Below are 21,732 nucleotides of genomic sequence, written 5' to 3' on the forward strand. Positions count from 1 at the left end.
TAGTGACTGTCTCACGGACAGTGTAGCAGTCGTCGGCCCTCACGATTGAACGCGGTCTTGTCACGGATCAAACCATCGTTCCGGTGTGACCACTGTTTCCGGTGGTTCCGATGAACTCATTCTTTAAGTCAAAGGACTGACCTCCCATCCCTCAGCGGCCGGTGAATCGACCGGAAGACCGACTCGCCCGACTGAGTGCGGGCCGACGATGGTGTGGAGTTAGTCCATCCCAGCGTCGTTGTCGACGGAGATGCCCGACGTAGCCTCCTCGTTGGTGCTGTCCGCGTAGAACGCCGCTTCCTCGACGATGTTGGCCTCGGACTTGGGGTCGGCCAGCCGGTCGCCGTGGAGCAGGTCCACCGTGAAACGGAGTTCGACGCGCCGCCGCACGGTCGCGCCGTCAGCGCTCACGTTGAAGTACTCCGTGGAGCCACCCGCCTCGCCCTCCTTCGCGTCGCCGTAGAGGTTGATTGCGCCCAGAATCGGACCCACGTCGAACGAGTTTCCGAGCGCGGCCTCGCCCTTGAGGTCCCACGTGTTCTCGAAGGCCGTCCGCCAGCCCGTGAGCGCGGTCTCGTTCTTCTTCGTGACGCGCGACTCGATTTTGAGGTGGATGTGGTCCACCTGCTCGTCGAAGTTCTCCCACGAGATGCCGCCCTTCGGGGTGATGTAGACACCCTCGATTTCCCCGTCAGGGTTCGCGGCAGAGACCTCGTTCGAGTTGACAGAGACCTCTGCCGCCGCACTCCCCGTGGAGGCGAGAACGCCCGCCCCGCCGACGAGAGCCATCGCACCCATCGAACCGCCTGCTTTGAGAACGCGTCGCCGAGTCGTGTTGTCGCCGTCGTTGTCTGCCATGTTGCACTCGACCTGTGGAGCGAGTGGAGTATTGTTATCAGCATCCGAATAGTTCGTCTTGGAGAGGTTGTAAAGTGGAAACTAAAGCTATCTAGCTAGTCATTCGTCCCCAGCGACCGCGAAGGGACCGGATTATACTTACCTCCTGTGAGCCGGATGTAGAGCGACGGACTGAACCCGGAGTAGACAGGTGCCTATCGGCGTAGTAGGAGGTCGATAAGCGGGCTCCCACCCTTCTCCACCCTTGATGACGAGACGCGACGCGTTCTCATCGACTGGCTCCGCATCCGTCCCGATAACGGCCACCCCCACGTGTTCCTGACCCAGAAGGGTGGCCCGATGCGCCGAATCACCTACGTTACATCTGGACTACGTATTGGCACTCGGAGTATGAGTTCGACGATGACGCAGGCGTGCAAACCATCTCGCCTCACTACTCTCGTCACTGGTGCCCGTCGTGGTTCCGCCACGCTGGTCTATCGGAACCGCAGATCCAGTACCTGCGCGGGGACGTAATGGGGCCAGATATTGGTACGAACCGGAGCGCGATGCACCGGCACATCCACACGTACTACGAGCAGGTTGAGGACCACTACCGTGAGGCCGTCTTCAAGCTCGGCATCTAGAGGGAGTTCGGCGGCGTCCGTCGATCTGTGAACGTGTTCCCTATAAATTCTACTTAAACATCTACTCGTCAGCCCTCATATCCTCCCGCTGTCCGCTGGTTCCCGTATTATACTTTTGTTCCATCATTCGAATCGACGAAATCCACCATGGATTCGACTGAATGACCCGTCTACCCCAAGTATCGGGGTAGAAGTCGGGTTAACCGTTCTCACGTTGCTGTCGAAGCGTGGCCCTCGCACGCTCGACGTAGGAGTTCGACGACCAGCTGCGAGCATCACTCATCTCGGTCAGGAACGCCTCGGCGGCGTCGGGTGAGAGCGCGTCGTTGCGAACCAGCGCGGTGAGGAGGATGGGTGTCGTCACGAGGCGCGTCGCTGCGAGCGAGGCGTGGACGAGCGCGAGCCGATTGAACTCGTCACAGAGCAGTTGCACGGCGTCGATCTCGTTCGCCAGCGTGACCGCCGCGTTCTCGCCATCGTCCAACGGAAACGTCTCGTCCAATTCGACGGACCGCACCTCGAACGCGGAGCGACGGTCGAGAACCGCTTGCGCCGCCTCACCGGAGGCGTCGTCGTAGGAGGCCGTCTCGGTGAGTTCGTCTCCGACCTGCTCCGGAACGACTACCGTATGCGAGTCGAGGAGGAGGTCGAGCGGGTTCGATGCGGCGTCCGCCACGGTCCCGAGGCTCACGAGGGCGGACGTGTCGGCGACTATCAGCACCATCTACGAGTCGGCCAACTCCTCCGCGACATCGTCCACGAACTCGTCGGTCAGTTGTGCTTTCAGTAGTCGGAAGTTGGCAGCCTCCTCGCGCCCGACGAGGTCCTTCAGTTCTTCGAACGAGATATCGTCGTCGTAGAATGCATCCGCGATCTCCTGTTTCACCTCGTCGGAGTGGGCGGCGTCCCGGAGGTACTCCCGAAGCGCGGAGATGAGGATGTCCGTCCGGTCCGTCTCGAACACCGCGGCGAGCGCGTCGGCCCGGTCGACCAGTCCTCTCGGTGCGCGGAACTGTACGCGCTTCTTCTCGGACCCGGAACTCATGTGTGTACATTGTGAGTGCAGGGGGCAAAACGCTTGTCCTCTCATCACTGCCCCGTCTCTCGGACTTCCGAGTCCGAATACGGTGTTGCTCACCGTCCCCAGTCGAAGGAATAGCTTTAGAACTAGATGGGTACCAGACGGTTTTGTCGCTGGAGTACGGCTACCGCTGTTCCCGCTGCTCCACCTTGTTCAACTCGATCAGTAGCCGGAAGATGGCCTTCACGAGGTTGGCGTCCACGTCGAACCGCTGGGCGTTCTCGCCCGCCCGGTCCATCACCCGCTGTTCCTGTTGCTCGTCGGTCGTCGGGAGGTCGCGCTCGGCTTTCACGCTCGCGACGGTGTCGGCGACGTACGTCCGCCGCGCGATGAGTTCGACCAGTTCACGGTCGATGTCCTCGATCTCCTCGCGGAGTTCGTCCAGTTCCATCTCGGCCGGGTCGATCGAGTCGATTGTGTCGTCTGTCATCGTTGGAGTCCCGTCATCGAACGACTGCGCCTCGGTTCCGCGTCCGCAGCGTCCGCGTCTCGCCCTCCCGGCGCGCCCACCGCTCGCGGACGCGCTCTAATCCCCCGTCGGCTCCTCCTTCCACGTCCGCGCCGCCGCCGGCGTCTCCGTCGGCCGGGACGGGAGCGCCCACCGCGATCATGCTCGGGCCGGTGCCCGACAGCGTGACGCCCGCACAGTCGGGCATCGCCTCGACCGCGGGGTCGGTCGGGAAGTCGAGCGCCGCCGAGAACGCCAGCCCGTTGACCGTCATCGCGCGGCCGTACTCGCCGTCCATCGCCAACTCCGTCGCCAGATCCGCCATCGGCGCGACCCGTCGACACCGCTCGACGTCGGTGTCGGCGCTGTACGCCCGCGCGGGCGGCGTCCACACGACCGCCTCGCGCTCGAACGGGTCGTGCGCCAGCAGGCTGTCGTCGGCGCTGTCGGTCACCACCACCCCGCCGAGCATGCTCGCCATGGCGTCGTCGACCGCGCCGGTGACGGTGACGCCGATGTCGCGGGCCGCCGCGACGCCGACCAGACACGCCTCCCGTCCGGTCACGTCGGCGTCGGGGTCGTCCGCCACCTCCAGCCCGAGGGCGTCGAGCGTCGCCAGCACCGCGGCGTTGGCGGCCGCACTCGACGACTTCAGGCCCGCCGCCGTCGGCACGTCGCTCTCGGTCCGGACGGTGCCGCCCTCGTCGGCGCCGTACTCGGCGACGGCGAACTCGACGCACCGCTCGACGAGCGACGTGTCGCCGTCGGGCGCGCCCGCGATGGTCCCCTCGACCCCCTCGGCGTCGGGGTCGAGGGTCACCTCGGCGGTCGTCTCGATGTCGAGCGCGAACGCGGAGCCGACGCCCGTCGCGATGGCGTTGACGACGGTCCCCGCCCCGGGCGCCGCGGCACGGCCCTGCATGGGGGTACCGGCGCGGTGGGTCGTGTTGAAACTGACGGTCGCGTCGACCGGTCCGGCTCCCGGACTGCGACGACGGTCGGACCGGGGATGGACGGCGGCCGGATGGACACTGACAACGGTCGAAGGGGGCGCGGGCGACGCCCGGCGAGGACGTGCGCGACCGCACTCGGTGAGGCCGACGGAGCGCGGCGCTTATTCGCGCGGCGGGGGAACCCCGACCCATGAGCGCAGCCAAGAGCGACGTCGCGCCGGCGACCGTGAGCGTCGCCCTCCGCGAGGGGGGGGTCGAGGTGGAGTACCTCGACGGCCGGGAGACGTTCTACCACGGCGTCCCCGAGCGGGTGGCGGGGACGCTCACCACGGCGCCGGGCAAGCAGACGCACGTGCTCGTGACCGACCCGACCGAGACCGAGGGCGTGTTGATGTACGTCAACGACCGCAAGACCGCCGACGAGATCCTGGAGGACAGCGGCGTCGGCCGGGTGATCCTCGACGAGGGCGAGACCGAGGAACTGTTCCCCGGGGTCACGGTTCGTCGCCCCGGCGGACAGCGGACCGCGGTCGAGGCCGACCCGGAGGTCGCGCGCGGCCGGGTGTTCGTCTTCGCCGAGGACGACTGGAGCGAGCGGAGCTACGAACTCGTGAACGACGAGGCGGACGAGAGCGAGGCGGACGGCGAGGCGGGCGCCGACGAGGGTGGCGACGGGACGGCCGGCGACGGACACGCCGACGGGCGCGGGAGCGCGGGCGACGCCGCCGGCGAACGCGACTCCGACGGGGGCGGGGCGGACGCGTGAGCCTCCGCAAGCAGTGGCGCGAGTTCGACCGCGGCGCGGTCGGCGCGGCGCCCGACCGCTACGGCGTGTACGAACTCGGCGACGCCGAGGGGACCTCGCTGGGGTACGGCGTCGGCGTCCTCCGCGACGAACTGAAGGAGGAACTCGCCTACGGCGACGCGGCGAAGGTGCGCTGGGTCGCCGCCGAGTCACGCGAGCACGCCGAACGCCTCGCCGACGAGGCGTTCTGAGTCCGGGCGCGCGGGCCGCGGGCTCCGGCGGCGAGCGTAACGCCTACGGTCCGACGGATGCTACCGTCTCCCACGACCGGCACCGCGCTCGGGCGCACCCATGTACGACGACATCCTCCTCCCCACCGACGGCGGCGACGGCACCGGCGCGGCGCTCGTCCACGCCGAGGCGCTGGCGACGGCGTTCGACGCGACGGTCCACGTCCTCTACGTCGCGGACACGAACCGCGACAGCGTCACCACCCTCCAGGGGGGTGAGACGCTCGACGTACTCGTGGGGACGGGCGAGCGCATCGTCGGGGACACCGCCGACTCGCTCGACCAGCGGATCGAACGGGTCACCGAGGTGGTTCAGGGCACCCCCCACCGGACCATCGTCGACTACGTCGACCAGTACGGCATCGACGTCGTCGTGATGGCGACCCACGGGAGGGAGGGTCTCGAACGCTACCTGCTGGGGAGCGTCACCGAGAAGGTGGTCCGGGCCGCGCCCGTCCCGGTGTTGACCGTCCGGTTCGACGGGGAGTAGCCGTCACGACCCGCTCACTGGAGGTAGGTAGGATCCTCCGCGTCGCAGTTCTCCTCGTGTCGACGGGCGTCCTCGCGGTCGTCGAAGAGGAGGCCGCACGCCTCACACTCGTACCAGGTCGCGTCGTCCCGGGCCGTCTCCGTGACCATGCGTGTGGATCTGTCCCGCGGCCGTAAATCGATACCGGGGGGTCGAGCGGCGCGGGACCCGGCTCAGAAGTCGGGGAGGTCGTCGGGCGCCTCGAACTCGCTCTCCCAGTCGACGTACTCCTCTTTCAACACCTCACAGACGATCCGGCCGAACTCGGTCAGTCCGGCGTTGATCGCCGACACCTGCGCCCACGACTCCAGGGCGGGGTGGAGGTCGCGCTCCTTCCAGTCCTCCGGGATGCCCGGGGCGTGATACCCCACGCGGTCGGCGAAGTCGTCCCAGAAGAAGTCGAACCGGGCGGTCAGGCCGAGGTCGGTCACGATACCCCACTCGGTCCCGTCCACCTCGGCGTCGGCGGCCCACCGCTCGAACGCCTCCGCCCACGCCCCCTCGCGGAGGAACCGTTCGAGGTCCGCGCGGTGGTACTCGTCGCCCGCCACCTCCGTGTCGTCGTACTCGCTCGGGTCGACCGCGTCGAGCGTCGGCGGCTCCGGCGGGTCGGCGTCGAGTCCCATGGACGGTCGTCGGCTGCCGACGGCAAAAACCCTCGCGCGTCGGGGCCGACGGCGGTCGGCATGCGACCCCGCCGGGGCGCAGTACTGTTATCCGAGCGGGCGCGTAGCAGGGAGTATGCCAACACGACGGGCCGTTCTCGCGGCGGCGTCGGCGACCGTCGCGGGACTGGGGGGTTGTCTCTCGCTCGGGAGTTCGGGCGCGCCGGGGCGGGCGCCCGACGCGGGGGACCTAGACGACGCGGGAGACCCCGCGGACGCGAACGGCGCGAGCAGTGCAAACGACGCGAGCGGGACCGCCGGCGGCACCGCGAGCGCGGACGCGCCGGGTCTCACCTCCGCGGCGGCCGCGGTGTACGAGCGGGTCGTCCCCTCGGTCGTCGGCGTCTTGGTGTACGACGAGACGGGCCTGGCCGGGAGCGGGTCGGGGTTCGTCCACGACGGCGGCGTCGTCGTGACCAACGACCACGTCGTGGCCGGGGCGACGGAGGTGAAACTCCGGTTTCACGGCAACGAGTGGGCCGACGCCGCGGTCGTCGGCACCGACCCCTACAGCGACCTCGCGGTGCTCGACCCGGCGGCTCGCCCGGGCGACCCCGACCCGCTGGCGTTCGTCGACGCCGACCCCGAACCCGCGGTCGGGACGGACGTACTCGCCATCGGGTCGCCGTACGGCTACGCCGGCTCCGCCTCCGAAGGGATCGTGAGCGGCGTCGACCGCCTGCTCCCGGCGCCCAACGACTTCCTCATCGCCGACGCGGTCCAGACGGACGCCGCGCTCAACCCGGGCAACTCCGGCGGCCCGCTGGTCACGCGCGACGGCCGCGTGGCCGGCGTGGTCAGCTCCGCGGGCGGCGAGAACCTCGGGTTCGCCATCTCCGCCGCCCTCGCCCGCCGGGTGGTCCCCGCGCTCGCGGCCGACGGCGCGTACGCCCACCCGTACGTGGGCGTCCGGCTGCTGGAGGTGTCGCCGACGGTCGCGGAGGCGTACGGGGCCGCCGACGTGGGCGGCGTCGTCGTCACGGACGTCGTCGCCGGCGGTCCCGCGGCGGGCGTGCTCCGCGGCGCGACCGGGTCGGAGACGGTGAACGGCGTCGAGGTGCCGACCGGCGGCGACGTGATAGTCGCCATCGCGGGCACCGAGGTGGAGACGCAGGCGGACCTCTCGAACGTCCTCGCGCTCGACACCGCGCCCGGCGAGACGGTGTCGCTGACCGTCCGTCGGGGCGGGCGCCGGCGGACCGTCTCGCTCGAACTCGGCGAGCGACCCGCGCCCGACGCCTAGCCGAGGCGGTCGACGGCCGGGCCGCCCGCCTCCCCCACCGCCGGCGGCCGCCGCGACGCCCGGGCGGTCGCGTTCTGGGTCCCCGCCCCGGTCGGGTCAGCGGTCGGCCTCGCGCATCACGTCGCGGACGTCCTGGTCCGACAGCTCCATGTCGTGGACGTTCGCCGCGTGGCGCTTGACGAAGTCGACCAACTCCGCCTCGTCACCGTCGCGGACCAGAAACTCGCAGTCGATCCCCATCTCGCGACAGCTGACCTGTTTCGCCATGCGCCTCCCACTCGCCCGAGCGAGATAGTAACGAGATCTCGCGGCGCATACTGAACGGCTTCCGGTCACTAAGGGGTCAGTCCGCCGGTTCCGCCGCGCCTGCCGCGCCCGTCGCGGTCGGTGCGCCCGTCGCGGCCGGCGCGCTCCCGCCCGCGCGCCGACTCAGCAGAACCGCTCGGCGACGGCCTCCGACTGGGACCGCCGCTTCTCGACGGCCTCCTCGCGGAGGTGTTCCTCGTCGTCGGAGGGCGACGCCACCTTCGGCACCGTCGTGGGCGACCCCGACTCGTCGAGCGCGACGAACGTGAGGAACGACGTGGTGGTCTTGCGCTCCTCGCCGGTCGTCGGGTCCTCCGCGCGCACGTCCACCTTCACGTCGAGGCTGGTCCGCCCGGTGTTGAACACGTACGCCTCGACGACGACCACCTCGCCGATGTCGATGGGCGAGATGAAGTCGACGTGGTCCATCGACGCGGTGACGCACTGCCGCGAGGAGAACCGCATCGCGGCAATGGCGCCGCAGATGTCCATCCAGTTGAGCACCGCGCCCCCGAGCGCCCGGCCGAGGTTGTTGGTGTGGTTCGGGAGGAGGAGTTCGGTCATCTCCGTGTACGACTCCGCGAGCGCGACCGCTTCGGTGTCGCCGGTGTCGTCGGTGTCGTGCGTGTCGTCGGTCACGGCCGGCCGTTGTGCGGGGGAGTACGAATGGCGTTCGGTTGGCCCGGACGACTCCCGGTCCGGTCCGCGCGTTCGTCGGGTCCCTCACTCGCTCGGCTTCGAGTGCGATCACCGCGGGCACCTCGACGCGCCCCCGCGGGGCCGATCGAGTCACACGTCGCGGGCGAGACCCCACCGGTCACCGACGGCCCCGATAGCGGCGGGCGGCCGAAGGGGAGCGGCACGCGTGGGTCCGCCGGCGAACTACCGCGGTCCCGGTCGGCGTCTCGTTCGCCCCGCTGTCGACACACGATCACGGATATCGGGTCTCACCTGACGACCCGAAGAACCGATCCAGAATGCTTAACAGCGCGTGGTCGATGGGTGTGAACCAATGTCGAACCGACACGAGCGTGTGACGCGGCGGAGTATTCTGAAGGCGACTACGGTGGCCGGGACGGCCGCCATCGCCGGCTGTTCGGGCGGCTCCGGGGGGTCGGACGGGGGCGACTCCGGCGGGACCACGGCCGGGACGGCGTCCGGCGACTCGGGGGCGTCGAGCCGGACGATCAAACAGGGGTACCTCCTCCCGCTGACCGGCGACCTCGGGTCGCTCGGTACGCCGATGCGGAACGCGGGTACGATGGCGGCCGACCAGGTCAACGAGGCCGACATCGCCATCTCGGTCGACACCCAAGAGGAGGACACCGAGACCACGGTGCCGGCGGCGATCGACGGCGCGAACGCGCTGGCCAACGCGGGCTATCCGATGATGGTGGGTGCGGCCACGTCGAACATCGAGATCGGCAATCGCGTGTTCGTCCCGAAGGGGATGCTCGCGTGCTCGCCGTCGAACACGCTCCCGACGCTGAGCACGTTCGAAGACGACGGCCTGTTCTTCCGGACCACCCCCGGCGACCAGTATCAGGGGTTCGCGATGGCGCAGGCGGCGTCCGAGCGACTCGACGGGGTCGAGACGGCCGCGACCACCTACATCAACGACGACTACGGTCAACTCCTCTCGCAGTGGTTCGCCGACCACTTCGAGCAGACGTTCGGCGGGACGGTCCAGAACCAGGTCGTTCACGACCCGGTCCAGTCGTCGTACAGTTCGAAGCTCCAGACCGCGCTCGCGGACGACCCCGACCTGTTCGTGGTGGTCAGCTACCCCCAGAGCGCGGTCCAACTGTTCCGCGACTACTACGCCGACCACGACACCGGCCGGCCGCTGATGCTGACCGACGGGACCAAGGACCCGACGCTCTCGAAGCGGGTCGGCAACCCGATGGAGGAGGCCGTCGGGACGATGCCCGCCGCTGCGGGCCCCACCTACGACGCGTTCACCTCCGCGTTCCAAGAGGAGTACGGCAACCCCGCGTCGGCGTTTACGGCTCAGACGTACGACGCCTCGGCGATCACGCTGCTCGCGAACGCCGCGGCCGGCGAGAACGACGGTCAGGCGGTCGCCGGACAGATGAACGCGGTCGCCAACCCGGGGGGGACGGAGGTCACGCTCGACAACCTCGCCGAGGGCGTCGAGATGGCCGCCAACGGCGAGGAGATCCAGTACCTCGGCGCGGCCAGCAACGTCGACTTCGACGAGAACGGCGACCTCCAGAGCGGGTCGTACGAGATCTGGGAGTTCACCGAGGACACCGAGACCGGGATCAACCGACTCGACGTGGTCGACGTCAATCAGGAACAGGCGCTCAACCCCGGTTCGAACTGATCGGAACCGGACCGACGGGCTCGGGTCCACCGGGTCCCGACCCGGGGATCGTCCTCCGTTTCGCCTCCCCGCTCCGCTCGTCCGTCCGGCGTTCGCCGGCCGCGTCGACGGGTCGTCGGCGGGCACCTACCCGCCGAGGAAGTCGCGTCGGACCTGCTCGTCGTCGAGCAGCGCCTCGCCGCTGTCCACGTAGCGGTTCCGCCCGTTGACCAGGACGTACCCCCGGTCGCACCGTCGGAGCGCCTCCTTCGCGTTCTGTTCGACCATGAGCACCGCGGTCCCCGCGTCGGTGATCCGGTCGATCCGGTCGAACATCTCGTCGACCAGGTCGGGGGCGAGCCCCGCCGAGGGCTCGTCGAGCAACAGCAGGTCGGGGTCGAGCATCAGCGCCCGGCCCATCGCGAGCATCTGGCGTTGGCCGCCCGAGAGCGTTCCGGCCTCCTGGTCGGCGCGTTCACGCAGGATGGGGAACCGGTCGTACACCTGCTCGAACGCCGCCTCGGGCACCGAGTCGCGGATGTACGCGCCCATCTCGAGGTTCTCGCGCACCGACAGCGGCGCGAACACGTTGTCGGTCTGGGGGACGTAGCCGACCCCCTCGTGGATGATCTCCTCGGGGTCGAGCCCGGATATCTCGACCCCCTGGTACTCTATCGACCCGCCCATGTAGGTCGTGAGCCCGAACACCGACTTCATCACGGTCGACTTGCCCGCGCCGTTCGGGCCGACGACCGTGACGTACTCGGCGTCGTCGACGAACAGGTCGACGTCGTAGAGGATCTGGAGTTCGCCGTAGCCGGCGTCGAGCGAGTCGACGGTCAGGAGGCTCACGCGACGTTCCCCCCGAGGTAGGCCTCGACGACCTCCTCCTGTGACTGGACCTCCTCCGGCGTCCCCGTCACGAGCGTTCTCCCCTGGTGCATCACGATCACCCGCTCGCAGTGTTCCATGATGAGGTCCATGTCGTGTTCGACCAAGAGGAACGTCTGTCCCCGGTCGCGGAGCGTCTCGATCCGTTCGAGGAGCTTCGACTCCAGCGAGGGGTTGACGCCCGCGAACGGCTCGTCGAGCAGCAGCATCTCGGGGTCGAGCATCAGCGCGCGCGCGAGTTCGAGCAGTTTGCGCTGCCCACCCGAGAGGTTGCCGGCGTTCTCGAGTGCGAGGTGGTCGATGTCGAAGAACTCCAGCATCGACCACGCCCGTTCGAACACCTCCTCCTCCTGGTCGCTGACCGCCCCGCGGGCGCCGGGGAGGACCGACCGCCACGCGGTCTCGCCGACCTGCGCTTTCGGCGCGACCATCAGGTTCTCGAGGACGGTCATGTTCCGGAACTCCCGCGCCATCTGGAACGTCCGCACCAGCCCGCGGCTCGCGGTCTCGTTGGGCGCGAGCCCGGTCACGTCCTCGCCGCCGAAGCGGACGGTGCCGGAGTCGGGCGGGAAGACGCCGCTTATCACGTTGAACGTGGTCGACTTGCCCGCGCCGTTCGGGCCGATCAGGCCGGTGAGCATCCCCGCCGTTACGTCGAACGTGACGCCGTTGAGCGCGTCGATCCCGCCGAACGACTTGGTGAGCGAGTCGACTTCGAGCAGCGGCTCCGCGGGTCGTCCCGTCGCGTCGGGATCGGCCGCCCGCTCGTCGGCGTCCGCGTCGTCGAGTTCCGTCTCGTCGGTTGCGTCCACGTCGCTTGACGCGGTCACTCGGAACCACCCCCCTCCTGGCCGTCGGCGTCCCCGCGGGCCCGTCGACGCTCGACCCGGTCCTCGAGGTCGATGCTCGACGCGATCTCGCGACGGTCGCCGAACAGTCCGTCGGGGTTGGTTCGGAGCAACCACACCAGGAACACGCCCGTGAGGACGACCCGGAGCGTGCTGGTCTGGTCGAGCGTGTACAACAGTACACCCTGGGGGTCGCCGCCCGCGAGCGCGCCGACCGCACCCGGGAACGTCGGCACCGACCCCGACAGCGAGACGTACTCCTCGACCAGTCGCCGGAGGTAGTCGGGACCCAGGTAGACGACTCCGACGAACAGGATCGTCCCCACGATCGAGCCGGTGTTCGACCCCGCGCCGCCGACGATCACCGCGATCCAGATGAAGAACGTGAGTTGGGGGATGAACAGGCTGGGCGAGACGTAGCCCTGGCTCCCCTGCCAGACGATCCCCAGGAGGCCGAGCACCGCACAGCCGACGATGAACGCGCGGATCTTGAACGAGGCGGTGTCCTTCGCGAGCCCGAGCGTGGCCTGCTCGTCGTCGCGGATCGCCTTGAGCACGCGACCGAACGGCGACTCGGCGAGCCTGGTGATCAGGAGGTAGACCCCCGCGAGCAGGACCACCAACACGAGAACGAACGCCCACCCGGCGACGAGCGACCCGTCGACCCCGAGCGCCGAGACGGCTTCGACCACGGGCTGGCCGGGACCGGCGAAGAACTCGTCGACCGGGTTGGGGTACGTCCGGATCCCCCGCCCGCCGCCGGTGCCGAGCGTGACGCCGAACACGGTGAACTCCTGGAGCTCCGACGCCTTGACCGTGATACGGATGATCTCCGCGAACGCGAGCGTCACGATCGCGAAGTAGTCGTCGCGGAGGCGCAACGAGGGGAGCGCCGCGACGTACCCCACGGCGGCGGCCGCGAGCACGCCCCCGACCACCGCGACCGGGAACGGGAGCCCCAGCCCCGGGAGGGTGCCCGTGGGGTTTTGACCCTGGAGCGGCCGCGAGAGCATCGTCGTGGTGTAGACGCCGGTCGCCATGAACCCGACGACGCCGATGTTGAACAGCCCGCTGTACCCCCAGTGGAGGTTGACTACGAGCGCGGCGATGCTGTAGAGGACGATCAGGAACGTCAGCCGGCGGAGCGAGTTGAGCTGTCCCGAGAGGTCGTAGCCCAACAGCGCACCGATCACCAGGTAGACCGCGTACACCGCCGCGAGCGTCGCACCGATCTTGACCAGGTCGTTCGCCCAGTAGTCGGCGGCCCACGCCGGCAGCCGGGCCTCGACCGGACCGCCCGCGGTCGCGTCGTCGCTCACGCCGTCTCACCCCCGAATAGCCCCTGCGGGCGGGTCAGGAGGATCAGGATCATGATCAGAAAGCCCATCGCCTCGGTAAAACTCGCCGGGATCCACACGAGCGAGACCCGGGTGATCAGCCCGATCAGGACCCCGCCGACGATCGCGCCGTACACCGACCCGATCCCGCCCATGATCACTCCCGCGAACACGAGCAGGAGGAGCGTCCACCCGATCTGGTAGGTGATCGTGCCTTGGAGTAGCGCGATCATGAACCCCGCGAGGCCGGCGAGCGCGCCGCCGATCAGCCACGTGGCCAGAATCACGCGCTCGGAGGGGATACCGGTCACGCGCGCGAGCGACCGGTTGGCCGCCATCGCCCGCATCGCCTTCCCGAGTTTGGTCCGCGTCAACAGCAGGTGGACGCCCGCCATCGCGGCGAGCGAACTCGCGACGAGGAGCAGCGTCGGCGCGCTGACGTTGACCGTCCCGCCGGGGAGCGCGACGCCGTACGTCCACGCGCTCACGGTCAGCCCGAACGCCTGCTGGGTGAAGACGTATATCGTGAGGTACCGCAGCACGAACGCCACGCCGATCGACGCGATCAGCAGCGAGATGGCGTCCATCCCGCGCATCGACCGGTAGACGACCCGGTCGAGAGTCACGGCGACGACCGCGCCCGCGGCCGCCGCGACCACGAGACCGCCGAGGATCGCGACCGGCGCGGTGGTCACGCTGACCCCCACGTCGCCCGGGTAGAGCGTCCCGCCGACCCCGAGGAAGAACAGCGACCCGGGGTCGAACCGGCCGAAGCCGGCGATCAGGTACGCCGCCCCCCAGCCGACGAACGCGGAGACGGTGATGTAGTCGCCGTGCGCGAAGTTGGCGAACTCGAGTAAGTCGTACGTCAGCGACAGCCCGACGCCCGCGAGCCCGATCACGAGCCCGTAGGTCAGTCCGTTCCAGAGGTAGCCGACCAGGAGCGCGACCGTGAGGTCGCCGCTGAGCAGCCTGCGAACCAGATCCAAGAGGAGTACGACGCCGAACGCCACGCCCAGGACCGCCCATCCGTGTTTCCCGAGCCGCGTTCGTCGCTGTACCCTGTCGACGACAGACGATAGCACGTGGGGGGGTTGTGCGATGGCCGGTATATAGGTGATCATGCGGGCATCTTTCACGCGCGACCCCCGAACGCGGGCGCACTCACGCCCGCCTCCCGGCCGTCCACCGTCCACGCTTGACCTACACCGCCTCGACCCCGGCCGGATCTCAGAACGGGACCGAGAGGTACTCCGCGGGGCAGGCGTTCCGGACGGTCACGAGCGGGTCGACCACCTGGCTGATCTCCAGCCCGCCGACCAGACTCGAGAACGTGTACGCCTCGGTCGGGCTCATGTCGTGGTCGGCCGCGAGCAGGCGGATCAGGTCGCGGTTCGCGAGTTCGACCGCCTCCTCCATCGTGTCGGCGCTCGCGACCGTCTTCCACGCGTCGGGCGTTCGCACCAGCGGGCGGTCGATCGACGGCTCCGGCTGTTTCACGACCGAGACGGTCACGTCGACGTCGGTCCCGATCTCGGCGCCCGTCCCGCACATCTCGCCGTCGGCCATCGCGGCCTTCGAGTCGCCCATCGCGAGCAGTCCGCCCTCCTGGAACACCGGGAAGTACGCGGTCGTGCCCGCGGTCATGTCAGTGGTGTCGAGGTTGCCGCCGTGGTCGTGCGGGCTGAGCGTCGAGATCGTCTCCGACTCGGTCGCCACGCCGATCGTCCCGATCACGGGGCGGATCGGCACGTCGATCCCGTCGAACTCGACCGTGTCCGCGTCGTCGTCGACCGGCGTGATCCGCGTGAACGGGTGTTCGATGTCGTCGTGCTCCTGGAGCAGGCCGAACCCCGGCGCGGTCACGACCCGGCCGCGGTCCTCGTTGACCTCGACCGACTCGATTTCGACCGCGAGCACGTCGCCGGGTTCGGCACCCTCGACCGCGACCGGCCCCGTCGCGGCGTTGACCTCCTCGGGGATCGACTCCAGGAGGTCGTCGTCCTCCTGGATCTCCTTGTTGAGGCTGTCGATCGTCTCGAACGTCAGCGACTCGCCGTCGGCCGCGGTGTACACCGGGTCGAGGTCGGGGGAGAACTCGTAGATGTGGCCGTCGGTGTACGAGACCGTCTCGCGTGACATGTGAGACGGGGCGGTCCCGGATCACAAAAACCCCCGTGTGGGGGCAGTCTCGGCGCGACGCGGGGGAGAGGGTACGTTCGGCGTACCGACCCACTCGGAACCGGTCGCGGTCGTCGCCCGCGTCCCCTCTTTTGGCCTCCCGGTCCCCCGACTACCTGAACTCCTCGTCGGGGTCGTCGCCCAGTTCGACCGTCTCCGGCGGCTGGCCGGCGGCGTCGAGCACCTCGTCGAGCACGCGGATCGGACACTCGAACCGCGCCGCGAGCGCGATGGCGTCGCTCGGCCGGGCGTCGAAGACGAACGTCTCCGGCTCGCCGTCGTCGTACCGCTCGGCGTCGACCTTCGCGTAGAACGTCCCGTCGGTCAGGTCGTCGATCCGCACGGAGTCCACCGCACCGCCGAACTCGACGAGCACTTCAACGAGCAGGTCGTGCGTCAGCGGCCGTTCGAACTGTTCGCCGTCCATCGCCAGCCGGATCGACTGAGCCTGGTCGCGCGTGACGAAGATGGGGAGGTACTCGTCGCGCGCGCGGAGGACGACGGCGGGAACCTCGTCGCCGTCCGGCCCGACGCCAACCCCGATGCCGGCGATGTCCGCCTCGTGGTCCATGCCCCCGCTTCGAGGGGGTGCTACGAATAACTACCGCGGCGCCGCGTGCGCGCGAGCGACGCCAGCCACCCTCGCACCGCCGGCGCCCGGAACCGCACGCCGCCGTCGACCGCTCGCGGGGGCACACTCCGACACACGTAAACGGGGGCGGGAAAAACCCGCCGCCAATGGTACGCGCGACGCGCGGCCGACGCCCGGGGGGGCGGCCGGCGTGAGTTTCGACCCGCCGGGGTCGGGGTCGACGGACTCCGATCCCGACTCGGACTCCGGTCGGCGCCCCGACTCCGCCTCCGGCGGGACCGCGGCGGTCACACCCGACGGGGACGGCGAGGGGAGCGTCCGCGTCGTCGGCACCGCACACGTCTCCCACCGGAGCGTCGACGAGGTACGCGAGACCATCGAGGAGGAGCGCCCGGACGTGGTCGCGGTCGAACTCGACGAGGGTCGCTACCGGCAGATGAAGGGCGAGACGCCCGACGATCTGGACGCGGGCGACCTGCTCCGGGGGAACACCGTCTTCCAGTTCATCGCCTACTGGATGCTGTCGTACGTCCAGGCGCGGATGGGCGAGCGGTTCGACATCGAACCCGGCGCGGAGATGCTCGCGGCGGTCGAGACGGCGGAGTCGCTCGGTGTCGACGTGGCGCTGGTCGACCGCGACATCCAGACCACGATCCAGCGGTTCTGGACGCGGCTGTCGCTCGTCGAGAAGCTCAGGATGGGCGGCGCGCTCGCGTTCGGGGTCACCGACCCGCGGGTCGCGGGCGTCGTGTTCGGCGTCGTCGCCGGCTTGGTGCTCGGCCCGCTGGTCGGGCTGTTCGGCGGCGCGGTCGGGCTGACCACCCCGCTGCTCGTGGCCGTCGGCGCGGGCGGGGTCGTCGGCGGCGCGGCCGGCTACCTCGCGTACGCGGCCGCGACGGGCGCCGACACGACGACCCGACTGGCGGTCGCGGCGGGCGTCGGGCTCGCCGTCGCGGCGGGCGTCGCCGGGACGGGCGTCGGCGTCGACCTGCTCGCGTCGCTGCTCTCGGAGTTCGTCCTCGGCGCGCTCGGCAGTCTCGCGGTCGGCGTGGCCGTCGGCGTCGGCGTCGGCGGGGTTGCGGCCGTCGCGGCCGACGCGCTCGGCGTCGGGTTCGCCGACGAGGGCGAGGAGGTGGACGAGGGGTTCGACCCCGACGACCTCACGGACGCGGACGTGGTGACGGCGATGATGGAGGAGTTCCGGACGGTGTCGCCCGGCGGCGCGGAGGCGCTCATCGACGAGCGCGACGCGTTCATCGCCCACCGACTGGTCGCGCTCCGCGAGTCGGGCGCGCGCGTCGTCGCCATCGTCGGCGCGGGCCACCGCGCGGGCATCGAGTCGTACCTCCGGAGTCCGGAGACGCTCCCGCCGATGGAGTCGCTCGTCGGGCAGGCCGAGTCGACGGGCGTCCCGTGGGGGAAGATCGTCGCGTACGGCGTCTCGGTCGGCTTCGTCGGGCTGTTCGTCCTCCTGGCGATGGCAGGAGTACGTAACGAGCAACTGCTCGCGCTGTTCGGCGCGTGGTTCCTCGTCAACGGCGTGCTCGCGGCCGGGCTGGCGAAACTCGCGGGCGCGCGGTGGAGTTCGGCGCTGGTCGGCGGCGCCGTCGCGTGGATGACCTCGATCAACCCGCTGCTCGCGCCGGGGTGGTTCACGGGCTACGTCGAACTCCGGCACATGGCCGTCAACGTCGCGGACATCGGCCGGCTCAACGCCCTCCTCTCCGACGAGACGCGGCCCGTCTCCGACATCGTCTCGGAGATGCTCGACGTGCCGCTGTTCCGGCTCATCGTCGTCGTCGCCATGACGAACGTCGGGAGCATCATCGCCAGCGCGCTGTTCCTGCTGTACGTGATCCCGGCGTTCTTCTCGTCGTTCGAGGCGGGCGTCACCCAGTTGATGCTCGACGGCGCCCGCGAGAGCGCGCGCATCCTCTGGACTACCCTGCGGGGGCTGGCGTGAGCCGGCGCCGCGGCGGTGCGGGCGGACGGGCCGGAGGTGGCCCGGGCTCGGGCGTGCTGTCGTTCTCCGGCCGGGAGGTGCGCGACCTCCTCGTCGCGTGGCTCGCGCTCGGCGTCGCGTTCGCGCTGTTCTTCGCGGGCGGCGGACAGGTCGTCGGCGGCCTGCTGCTCGCCGGCGAGTACGGCGCGCTCGTCTCGATACTCGTCGTCAGCCTGCTGACCGCGGGCGTCGGCTTCCTGCTGCACGAACTCGGACACAAGGTGGTCGCGGTCCGGTTCGGCCAGCGCGCGGCGTTCCGCGCCGACTACGGCATGCTGTTTCTCGCCGTCGCGTCGGCGCTCGCGGGCTTCCTGTTCGCCGCGCCCGGCGCGGTCCACCACGCCGGCCGGATCACCGAGCGCGAACACGGACTGATCGCGCTCGCGGGTCCCGCCGTGAACGTCGCGCTCGCGGGGCTGTTCCTCCCCGTGGCGGTGGCGGGCGTCGCCGTCGACTCGTCGCTGGTGACGCTGCTCGGCGAGCGGGGGCTCGCGGTCAACCTCCTGCTCGCGGCGTTCAACATGCTCCCGTTCGGCCCGCTCGACGGCAACACCGTCCGCGGATGGAGTACGCCCGTCTGGCTGGTCGGCTTCCTCCTCACCGCGGGGCTGGCGGTCGGGGTGTTCGTCCTCCGGATCGGCCTGTAACCCGGGAGCGCGAGCGCGTGGCGGGGTCGATGCGACCCGCTCCACCGCAACTGGCCACAAGTGTAACCCGCCGCTCGCCGCTAGCTGTGTGCGATGGAGAGTACCAACCCCGCGACCGGCGAGACGGTCGACACCTACGAGGAGCACACCGCCGAGGAGGTGGACGCCGCGCTCGAACGCGCGACCGAGACGTTCGACGACTGGAAGGAGACGTCTCTCGCCCACCGCCAGCAGTTGCTGTCGGAGGCGGCGTCGGTGCTCCGCGACCGCACCGACGAGTACGCCGAGTTGATGACCCGCGAGATGGGCAAGCCGGTCGACCAGGCGCGCGCGGAGGTCGAGAAGTGCGCGTGGGCGTGCGACTACTACGCCGAGACCGCGGACGAACACCTCCAAGACGAGGTGGTCGGCGTCGACGCCGACGCCCGCGCGTTCGTGAGCTACGAGCCGCTCGGCCCGGTGCTCGCGGTGATGCCGTGGAACTTCCCGTTCTGGCAGGTGTTCCGCTTCGCCGCGCCCAACCTCGCGGCGGGCAACGTGGGCCTGCTCAAACACGCCTCGAACGTCCCCGGGAGCGCCCTGGCGATCGAGGAGGTGTTCGAGGCGGCGGGCTTCCCCGAGGGGGCGTTCCAGACGCTGTTGACCCACTCGGATACGGTGGAGTCGATCCTGACCGACGAGCGCTGTCGCGCCGCGACGCTCACCGGGAGCAACGCCGCGGGCGAGGCCGTCGCCGCCACGGCGGGCGGCGAGGCGAAGAAGACGGTGCTCGAACTCGGCGGCTCCGACCCGTTCGTCGTCCTCGACGACGCGCCGATCGAGGAGACGGTCGAGCAGGCGGCGTACGGCCGCACGCAGAACAACGGCGAGTCGTGCATCGCCGCCAAGCGGTTCATCGTCCACGAGGACGTGTACGACGAGTTCAAACCGCGGTTCGTCGAGGAGATGGAGTCGCTCACCGTGGGCGACCCGACGGACGACGACACCGACGTCGGCCCGCAGGCGCAACCGGACCTGATGGAGGAACTCCACGAACAGGTCGAGGAAACCGTCGACGCGGGCGGCGACCTCCTCACCGGCGGCGAGCCCTCCGACCGGGAGGGGGCGTTCTACCCGCCGACGGTGATCGAGGAGCCGCCCGAGGGGACGCCCGCCCGCGACGAGGAGGTGTTCGGCCCGGTCGCGGCGCTGTTCGAGGTGTCGAGCGACGAGGAGGCGGTCGAACTCGCCAACGACACGAAGTTCGGGCTAGGGGCGTCGGTGTGGACCGACGACCTCACCCGGGGCCAGCGTATCGCCCGCGAGTTCGAGTCGGGGATGGCGTTCGTCAACTCCATCGTCGCCTCCGACCCGCGCGTCCCGTTCGGCGGCGTCAAGCGCTCTGGGTACGGCCGGGAACTCGCCCGTCACGGCGTCCACGAGTTCGTCAACCGCAAGACCGTCTGGGTCCAGCACGGTCTCGACGCCAGCGAGAGCGGGATCGAGTGATGCGGGTCTCGGATCTCGTCGTCGAGTCGCTGGAGGCGGAGGGCGTCGACTACGTGTTCGGGCTGCCGGGGGAGGAACTGGAGGACCTCCTCTTCTCGCTGCGCGACTCCGACGTGCAGTTCATCCCGGTGCGTCACGAGCAGGGCGCGGCGTTCATGGCCGACGTCCACGGCCGGCTGACGGGCGACGCGGGCGTCTGTCTCGCCACGCTCGGTCCCGGCGCGACCAACCTGATCACGGGCGTGGCGGACGCCCACCTCGACAAGTCGCCGGTCGTCGCGCTCACGGGGCAGGGGAGCCGCGAGCGGCTGAACAAGGAGAGCCACCAGAAACTCGACGTCGTCGACGCGTTCGAACCCGTGGTGAAGTGGAACGCCCAACTGTCCGACGTCGAGGGGGTCGCCGAGTCGCTCCGGAAGGCGTTCAAGGTCGCCGAGTACGAGAAGCCCGGCGCGACCCACCTCGAACTCCCCGAGGACGTCGCGGCCGAGGCGACCGACGGCGAACCGCTCCCGGTCCGCGACCGGGTCGCCCGTCCCGCGCCGAACGCGGGGGCGCTCGCGGACGCCGTCTCGGTGCTGTCGGAGGCCGAGCGACCGCTGCTGCTCGCGGGCAACGGCGCGGTGCGGGCGGAGGCCGCCACCGCCTTACACGAGTTCGTGGGGGCGACGGGGATGCCGGTCGTCGCGACGTACATGGGGAAGGGCGCGCTCTCAGACCGCGACGAGCGGTCGCTGATGACGCTCGACTCCGGACCCAATCAGGACGCGGGCGGCGCGATGGCGGAGGCCGACTGCGTGCTCGCGGTCGGCTACGACATCGCCGAACACGACCCCGCGGGGTGGAACCCCGGCGGCGACAAGTCGGTGGTCCACCTCGACGCCGAACCCGCCGAGGTGTACGAACACTACAACCCCGACGTGGAGGTGGTCGCCGACCCCTCGACCGCGCTGTCCGAACTCGCGGACGCGGTCGGCGGCGAGTGGGAGACGTGGTGTACCGACGCCCACGAGCGGGTGTACGACCACGCCACCCGGATGCCCGACTCGGACGACCCCGTGACGGTCGCCAACGCCCTCCCGCTGTTGCGGGAGTCGATGGCCGACGAGGACGTCCTCGTCTCCGACGTGGGCAGCCACAAGATGGCCATCGCGCGGCGGTTCCCGGTGTACGAACCCGGGCGGTGCGTCATCTCGAACGGCCTCGCGAGCATGGGCATCGGCGTCCCCGGCGGACTCGCGGCGGACCTGGCCGTCGACGCGAACGTCGTGGTGGGCACCGGCGACGGCGGCTTCCTCATGAACGCCGCCGAACTGGAGACCGCCAACCGGCTCGACTGCTCGTTTACGACCGTCGTGTTCCGCGACGACGACTACGGGCTCATCTCCGAGAAACAGGAGGGTAACCGCGGCGAGTCGTTCGGCACGCGGCTGGACAACCCCGACCTGGTGACGTTCGCCGAGAGCTTCGGCGTCGAGGCGGTCCGAGCCGACTCCATCGACGCCGTCGACGAGGCGTTCGACCGCGTCTCGAACGACGAACTCACGCTGATCGACGTGCCGCTCGCCGGCATGGAGTGACGTGAGAGCGCGGGTGACGGACGCAGCCGCGGCCGACGGTCGCGGCCGCGGCCCCACGCGGGCCGGCGGTGCGGTCGCCGAGCGGTCGCGTCCGAC

At 69.9% G+C, this 21,732-nt stretch carries 23 protein-coding genes and 1 pseudogene; 9 read left to right on the forward strand and 15 right to left on the reverse strand.

The features are described from left to right. Positions 1-219 precede the first annotated feature (219 nt). The 5 genes from K933_RS07475 to K933_RS07500 all read right to left on the reverse strand — a co-directional run bounded on the left by K933_RS07475 (position 220) and on the right by K933_RS07500 (position 3,935). Entirely contained in the window at positions 220-858 is a 639-nt protein-coding gene (locus K933_RS07475; protein ID WP_152529776.1) for a hypothetical protein, read from the reverse strand. Between the two features lie 825 nt (positions 859-1,683). Then, positions 1,684-2,208 (reverse strand): hypothetical protein, encoded by a 525-nt coding sequence (locus K933_RS07485; RefSeq protein WP_023394096.1) that lies wholly within the window; start codon positions 2,206-2,208, stop codon positions 1,684-1,686. Further along, positions 2,209-2,529: a hypothetical protein gene (locus K933_RS07490; RefSeq protein ID WP_023394097.1), complete on the reverse strand. Its 321-nt coding sequence runs from the start codon at positions 2,527-2,529 to the stop codon at positions 2,209-2,211. It lies immediately after the preceding gene. Positions 2,530-2,689: 160 nt separating this feature from the next. After that, positions 2,690-2,995 carry a chorismate mutase gene (locus K933_RS07495; RefSeq protein WP_023394098.1) on the reverse strand — a complete coding sequence of 102 codons (306 nt, stop codon included), beginning with the start codon at positions 2,993-2,995 and terminating at the stop codon, positions 2,690-2,692. Positions 2,996-3,008: 13 nt separating this feature from the next. Then, positions 3,009-3,935: a shikimate kinase gene (locus K933_RS07500; RefSeq protein ID WP_023394099.1), complete on the reverse strand. Its 927-nt coding sequence runs from the start codon at positions 3,933-3,935 to the stop codon at positions 3,009-3,011. A gap of 221 nt (positions 3,936-4,156) precedes the next feature. On the opposite strand from K933_RS07500, the pseudogene K933_RS07505 reads away from it, so the two are divergent. From K933_RS07505 to K933_RS07515, 3 genes and pseudogenes are all read left to right on the forward strand, one after another. Beyond that, positions 4,157-4,579 (forward strand): annotated as a pseudogene (locus K933_RS07505) (DUF5796 family protein); the annotation flags it as partial. A gap of 149 nt (positions 4,580-4,728) precedes the next feature. Then, the gene (locus K933_RS07510) at positions 4,729-4,962 is read left to right on the forward strand and encodes a DUF7508 domain-containing protein (RefSeq protein WP_023394101.1); all 234 of its coding nucleotides are present in this window, start codon (positions 4,729-4,731) and stop codon (positions 4,960-4,962) included. 100 nt (positions 4,963-5,062) lie between these two features. Continuing rightward, complete coding sequence (locus K933_RS07515; RefSeq protein ID WP_023394102.1) at positions 5,063-5,491, forward strand: universal stress protein; 429 nt, start codon at positions 5,063-5,065, stop codon at positions 5,489-5,491. A 14-nt stretch (positions 5,492-5,505) separates the two neighbouring features. Here the strand turns inward: K933_RS07515 and K933_RS19215 are convergent, their stop codons facing one another. Beyond that, positions 5,506-5,640, reverse strand: a complete 135-nt coding sequence (locus tag K933_RS19215; RefSeq protein WP_023394103.1) for a DUF7128 family protein — start codon at positions 5,638-5,640, stop codon at positions 5,506-5,508. A 63-nt stretch (positions 5,641-5,703) separates the two neighbouring features. Next, on the reverse strand, positions 5,704-6,156 hold the full coding sequence (locus K933_RS07525) for a hypothetical protein (protein WP_023394104.1): 453 nt from the start codon (positions 6,154-6,156) through the stop codon (positions 5,704-5,706). Positions 6,157-6,271: 115 nt separating this feature from the next. Here K933_RS07525 and K933_RS07530 point away from each other — a divergent pair, with 115 nt between their 5' ends. Then, on the forward strand, positions 6,272-7,438 hold the full coding sequence (locus K933_RS07530; protein ID WP_023394105.1) for a S1C family serine protease: 1,167 nt from the start codon (positions 6,272-6,274) through the stop codon (positions 7,436-7,438). A 96-nt stretch (positions 7,439-7,534) separates the two neighbouring features. Here K933_RS07530 and K933_RS17465 read toward each other — a convergent pair whose 3' ends face one another. Together K933_RS17465 and K933_RS07535 are read right to left on the reverse strand one after the other, a co-directional pair. Next, positions 7,535-7,705: a DUF1059 domain-containing protein gene (locus K933_RS17465; RefSeq protein ID WP_023394106.1), complete on the reverse strand. Its 171-nt coding sequence runs from the start codon at positions 7,703-7,705 to the stop codon at positions 7,535-7,537. A gap of 162 nt (positions 7,706-7,867) precedes the next feature. Then, positions 7,868-8,308 carry an acyl-CoA thioesterase gene (locus K933_RS07535; RefSeq protein WP_049947701.1) on the reverse strand — a complete coding sequence of 147 codons (441 nt, stop codon included), beginning with the start codon at positions 8,306-8,308 and terminating at the stop codon, positions 7,868-7,870. Positions 8,309-8,756: 448 nt separating this feature from the next. On the opposite strand from K933_RS07535, the gene K933_RS07540 reads away from it, so the two are divergent. After that, the gene (locus K933_RS07540; RefSeq protein ID WP_049947694.1) at positions 8,757-10,091 is read left to right on the forward strand and encodes an ABC transporter substrate-binding protein; all 1,335 of its coding nucleotides are present in this window, start codon (positions 8,757-8,759) and stop codon (positions 10,089-10,091) included. A gap of 126 nt (positions 10,092-10,217) precedes the next feature. Here the strand turns inward: K933_RS07540 and K933_RS07545 are convergent, their stop codons facing one another. From K933_RS07545 to K933_RS07570, 6 genes are all read right to left on the reverse strand, one after another. Next, a complete protein-coding gene (locus K933_RS07545; RefSeq protein WP_023394109.1) occupies positions 10,218-10,922 on the reverse strand; it encodes an ABC transporter ATP-binding protein in 705 nt (234 codons plus the stop codon). Next, the gene (locus tag K933_RS19225) at positions 10,919-11,791 is read right to left on the reverse strand and encodes an ABC transporter ATP-binding protein (protein ID WP_023394110.1); all 873 of its coding nucleotides are present in this window, start codon (positions 11,789-11,791) and stop codon (positions 10,919-10,921) included. Before K933_RS19225 ends, K933_RS07545 begins: the two co-directional genes overlap by 4 nt. Beyond that, entirely contained in the window at positions 11,788-13,128 is a 1,341-nt protein-coding gene (locus K933_RS07555; protein ID WP_023394111.1) for a branched-chain amino acid ABC transporter permease, read from the reverse strand. The genes K933_RS19225 and K933_RS07555 overlap by 4 nt, the downstream gene beginning before the upstream one ends. Beyond that, on the reverse strand, positions 13,125-14,231 hold the full coding sequence (locus tag K933_RS07560; protein WP_049947696.1) for a branched-chain amino acid ABC transporter permease: 1,107 nt from the start codon (positions 14,229-14,231) through the stop codon (positions 13,125-13,127). The genes K933_RS07555 and K933_RS07560 overlap by 4 nt, the downstream gene beginning before the upstream one ends. Before the next feature lie 145 nt (positions 14,232-14,376). Next, a complete protein-coding gene (locus K933_RS07565; RefSeq protein ID WP_023394113.1) occupies positions 14,377-15,288 on the reverse strand; it encodes an acetamidase/formamidase family protein in 912 nt (303 codons plus the stop codon). Positions 15,289-15,439: 151 nt separating this feature from the next. Beyond that, positions 15,440-15,898, reverse strand: a complete 459-nt coding sequence (locus K933_RS07570; protein WP_023394114.1) for a bifunctional nuclease family protein — start codon at positions 15,896-15,898, stop codon at positions 15,440-15,442. Positions 15,899-16,109: 211 nt separating this feature from the next. Between K933_RS07570 and K933_RS07575 the strand changes: the two genes are divergently transcribed. The 4 genes from K933_RS07575 to K933_RS07590 all read left to right on the forward strand — a co-directional run bounded on the left by K933_RS07575 (position 16,110) and on the right by K933_RS07590 (position 21,636). Next, on the forward strand, positions 16,110-17,882 hold the full coding sequence (locus K933_RS07575; RefSeq protein WP_023394115.1) for a TraB/GumN family protein: 1,773 nt from the start codon (positions 16,110-16,112) through the stop codon (positions 17,880-17,882). 53 nt (positions 17,883-17,935) lie between these two features. Then, positions 17,936-18,568, forward strand: a complete 633-nt coding sequence (locus K933_RS07580; RefSeq protein ID WP_023394116.1) for a peptidase M50 — start codon at positions 17,936-17,938, stop codon at positions 18,566-18,568. 93 nt (positions 18,569-18,661) lie between these two features. Further along, positions 18,662-20,056: an NAD-dependent succinate-semialdehyde dehydrogenase gene (locus K933_RS07585; protein WP_023394117.1), complete on the forward strand. Its 1,395-nt coding sequence runs from the start codon at positions 18,662-18,664 to the stop codon at positions 20,054-20,056. Further along, positions 20,053-21,636: an acetolactate synthase large subunit gene (locus K933_RS07590; protein ID WP_152529777.1), complete on the forward strand. Its 1,584-nt coding sequence runs from the start codon at positions 20,053-20,055 to the stop codon at positions 21,634-21,636. The genes K933_RS07585 and K933_RS07590 overlap by 4 nt, the downstream gene beginning before the upstream one ends. Positions 21,637-21,732 lie beyond the last annotated feature (96 nt).

It is taken from the genome of Candidatus Halobonum tyrrellensis G22 (assembly GCF_000495475.1).
Lineage (GTDB): Archaea > Halobacteriota > Halobacteria > Halobacteriales > Haloferacaceae > Halobonum > Halobonum tyrrellense.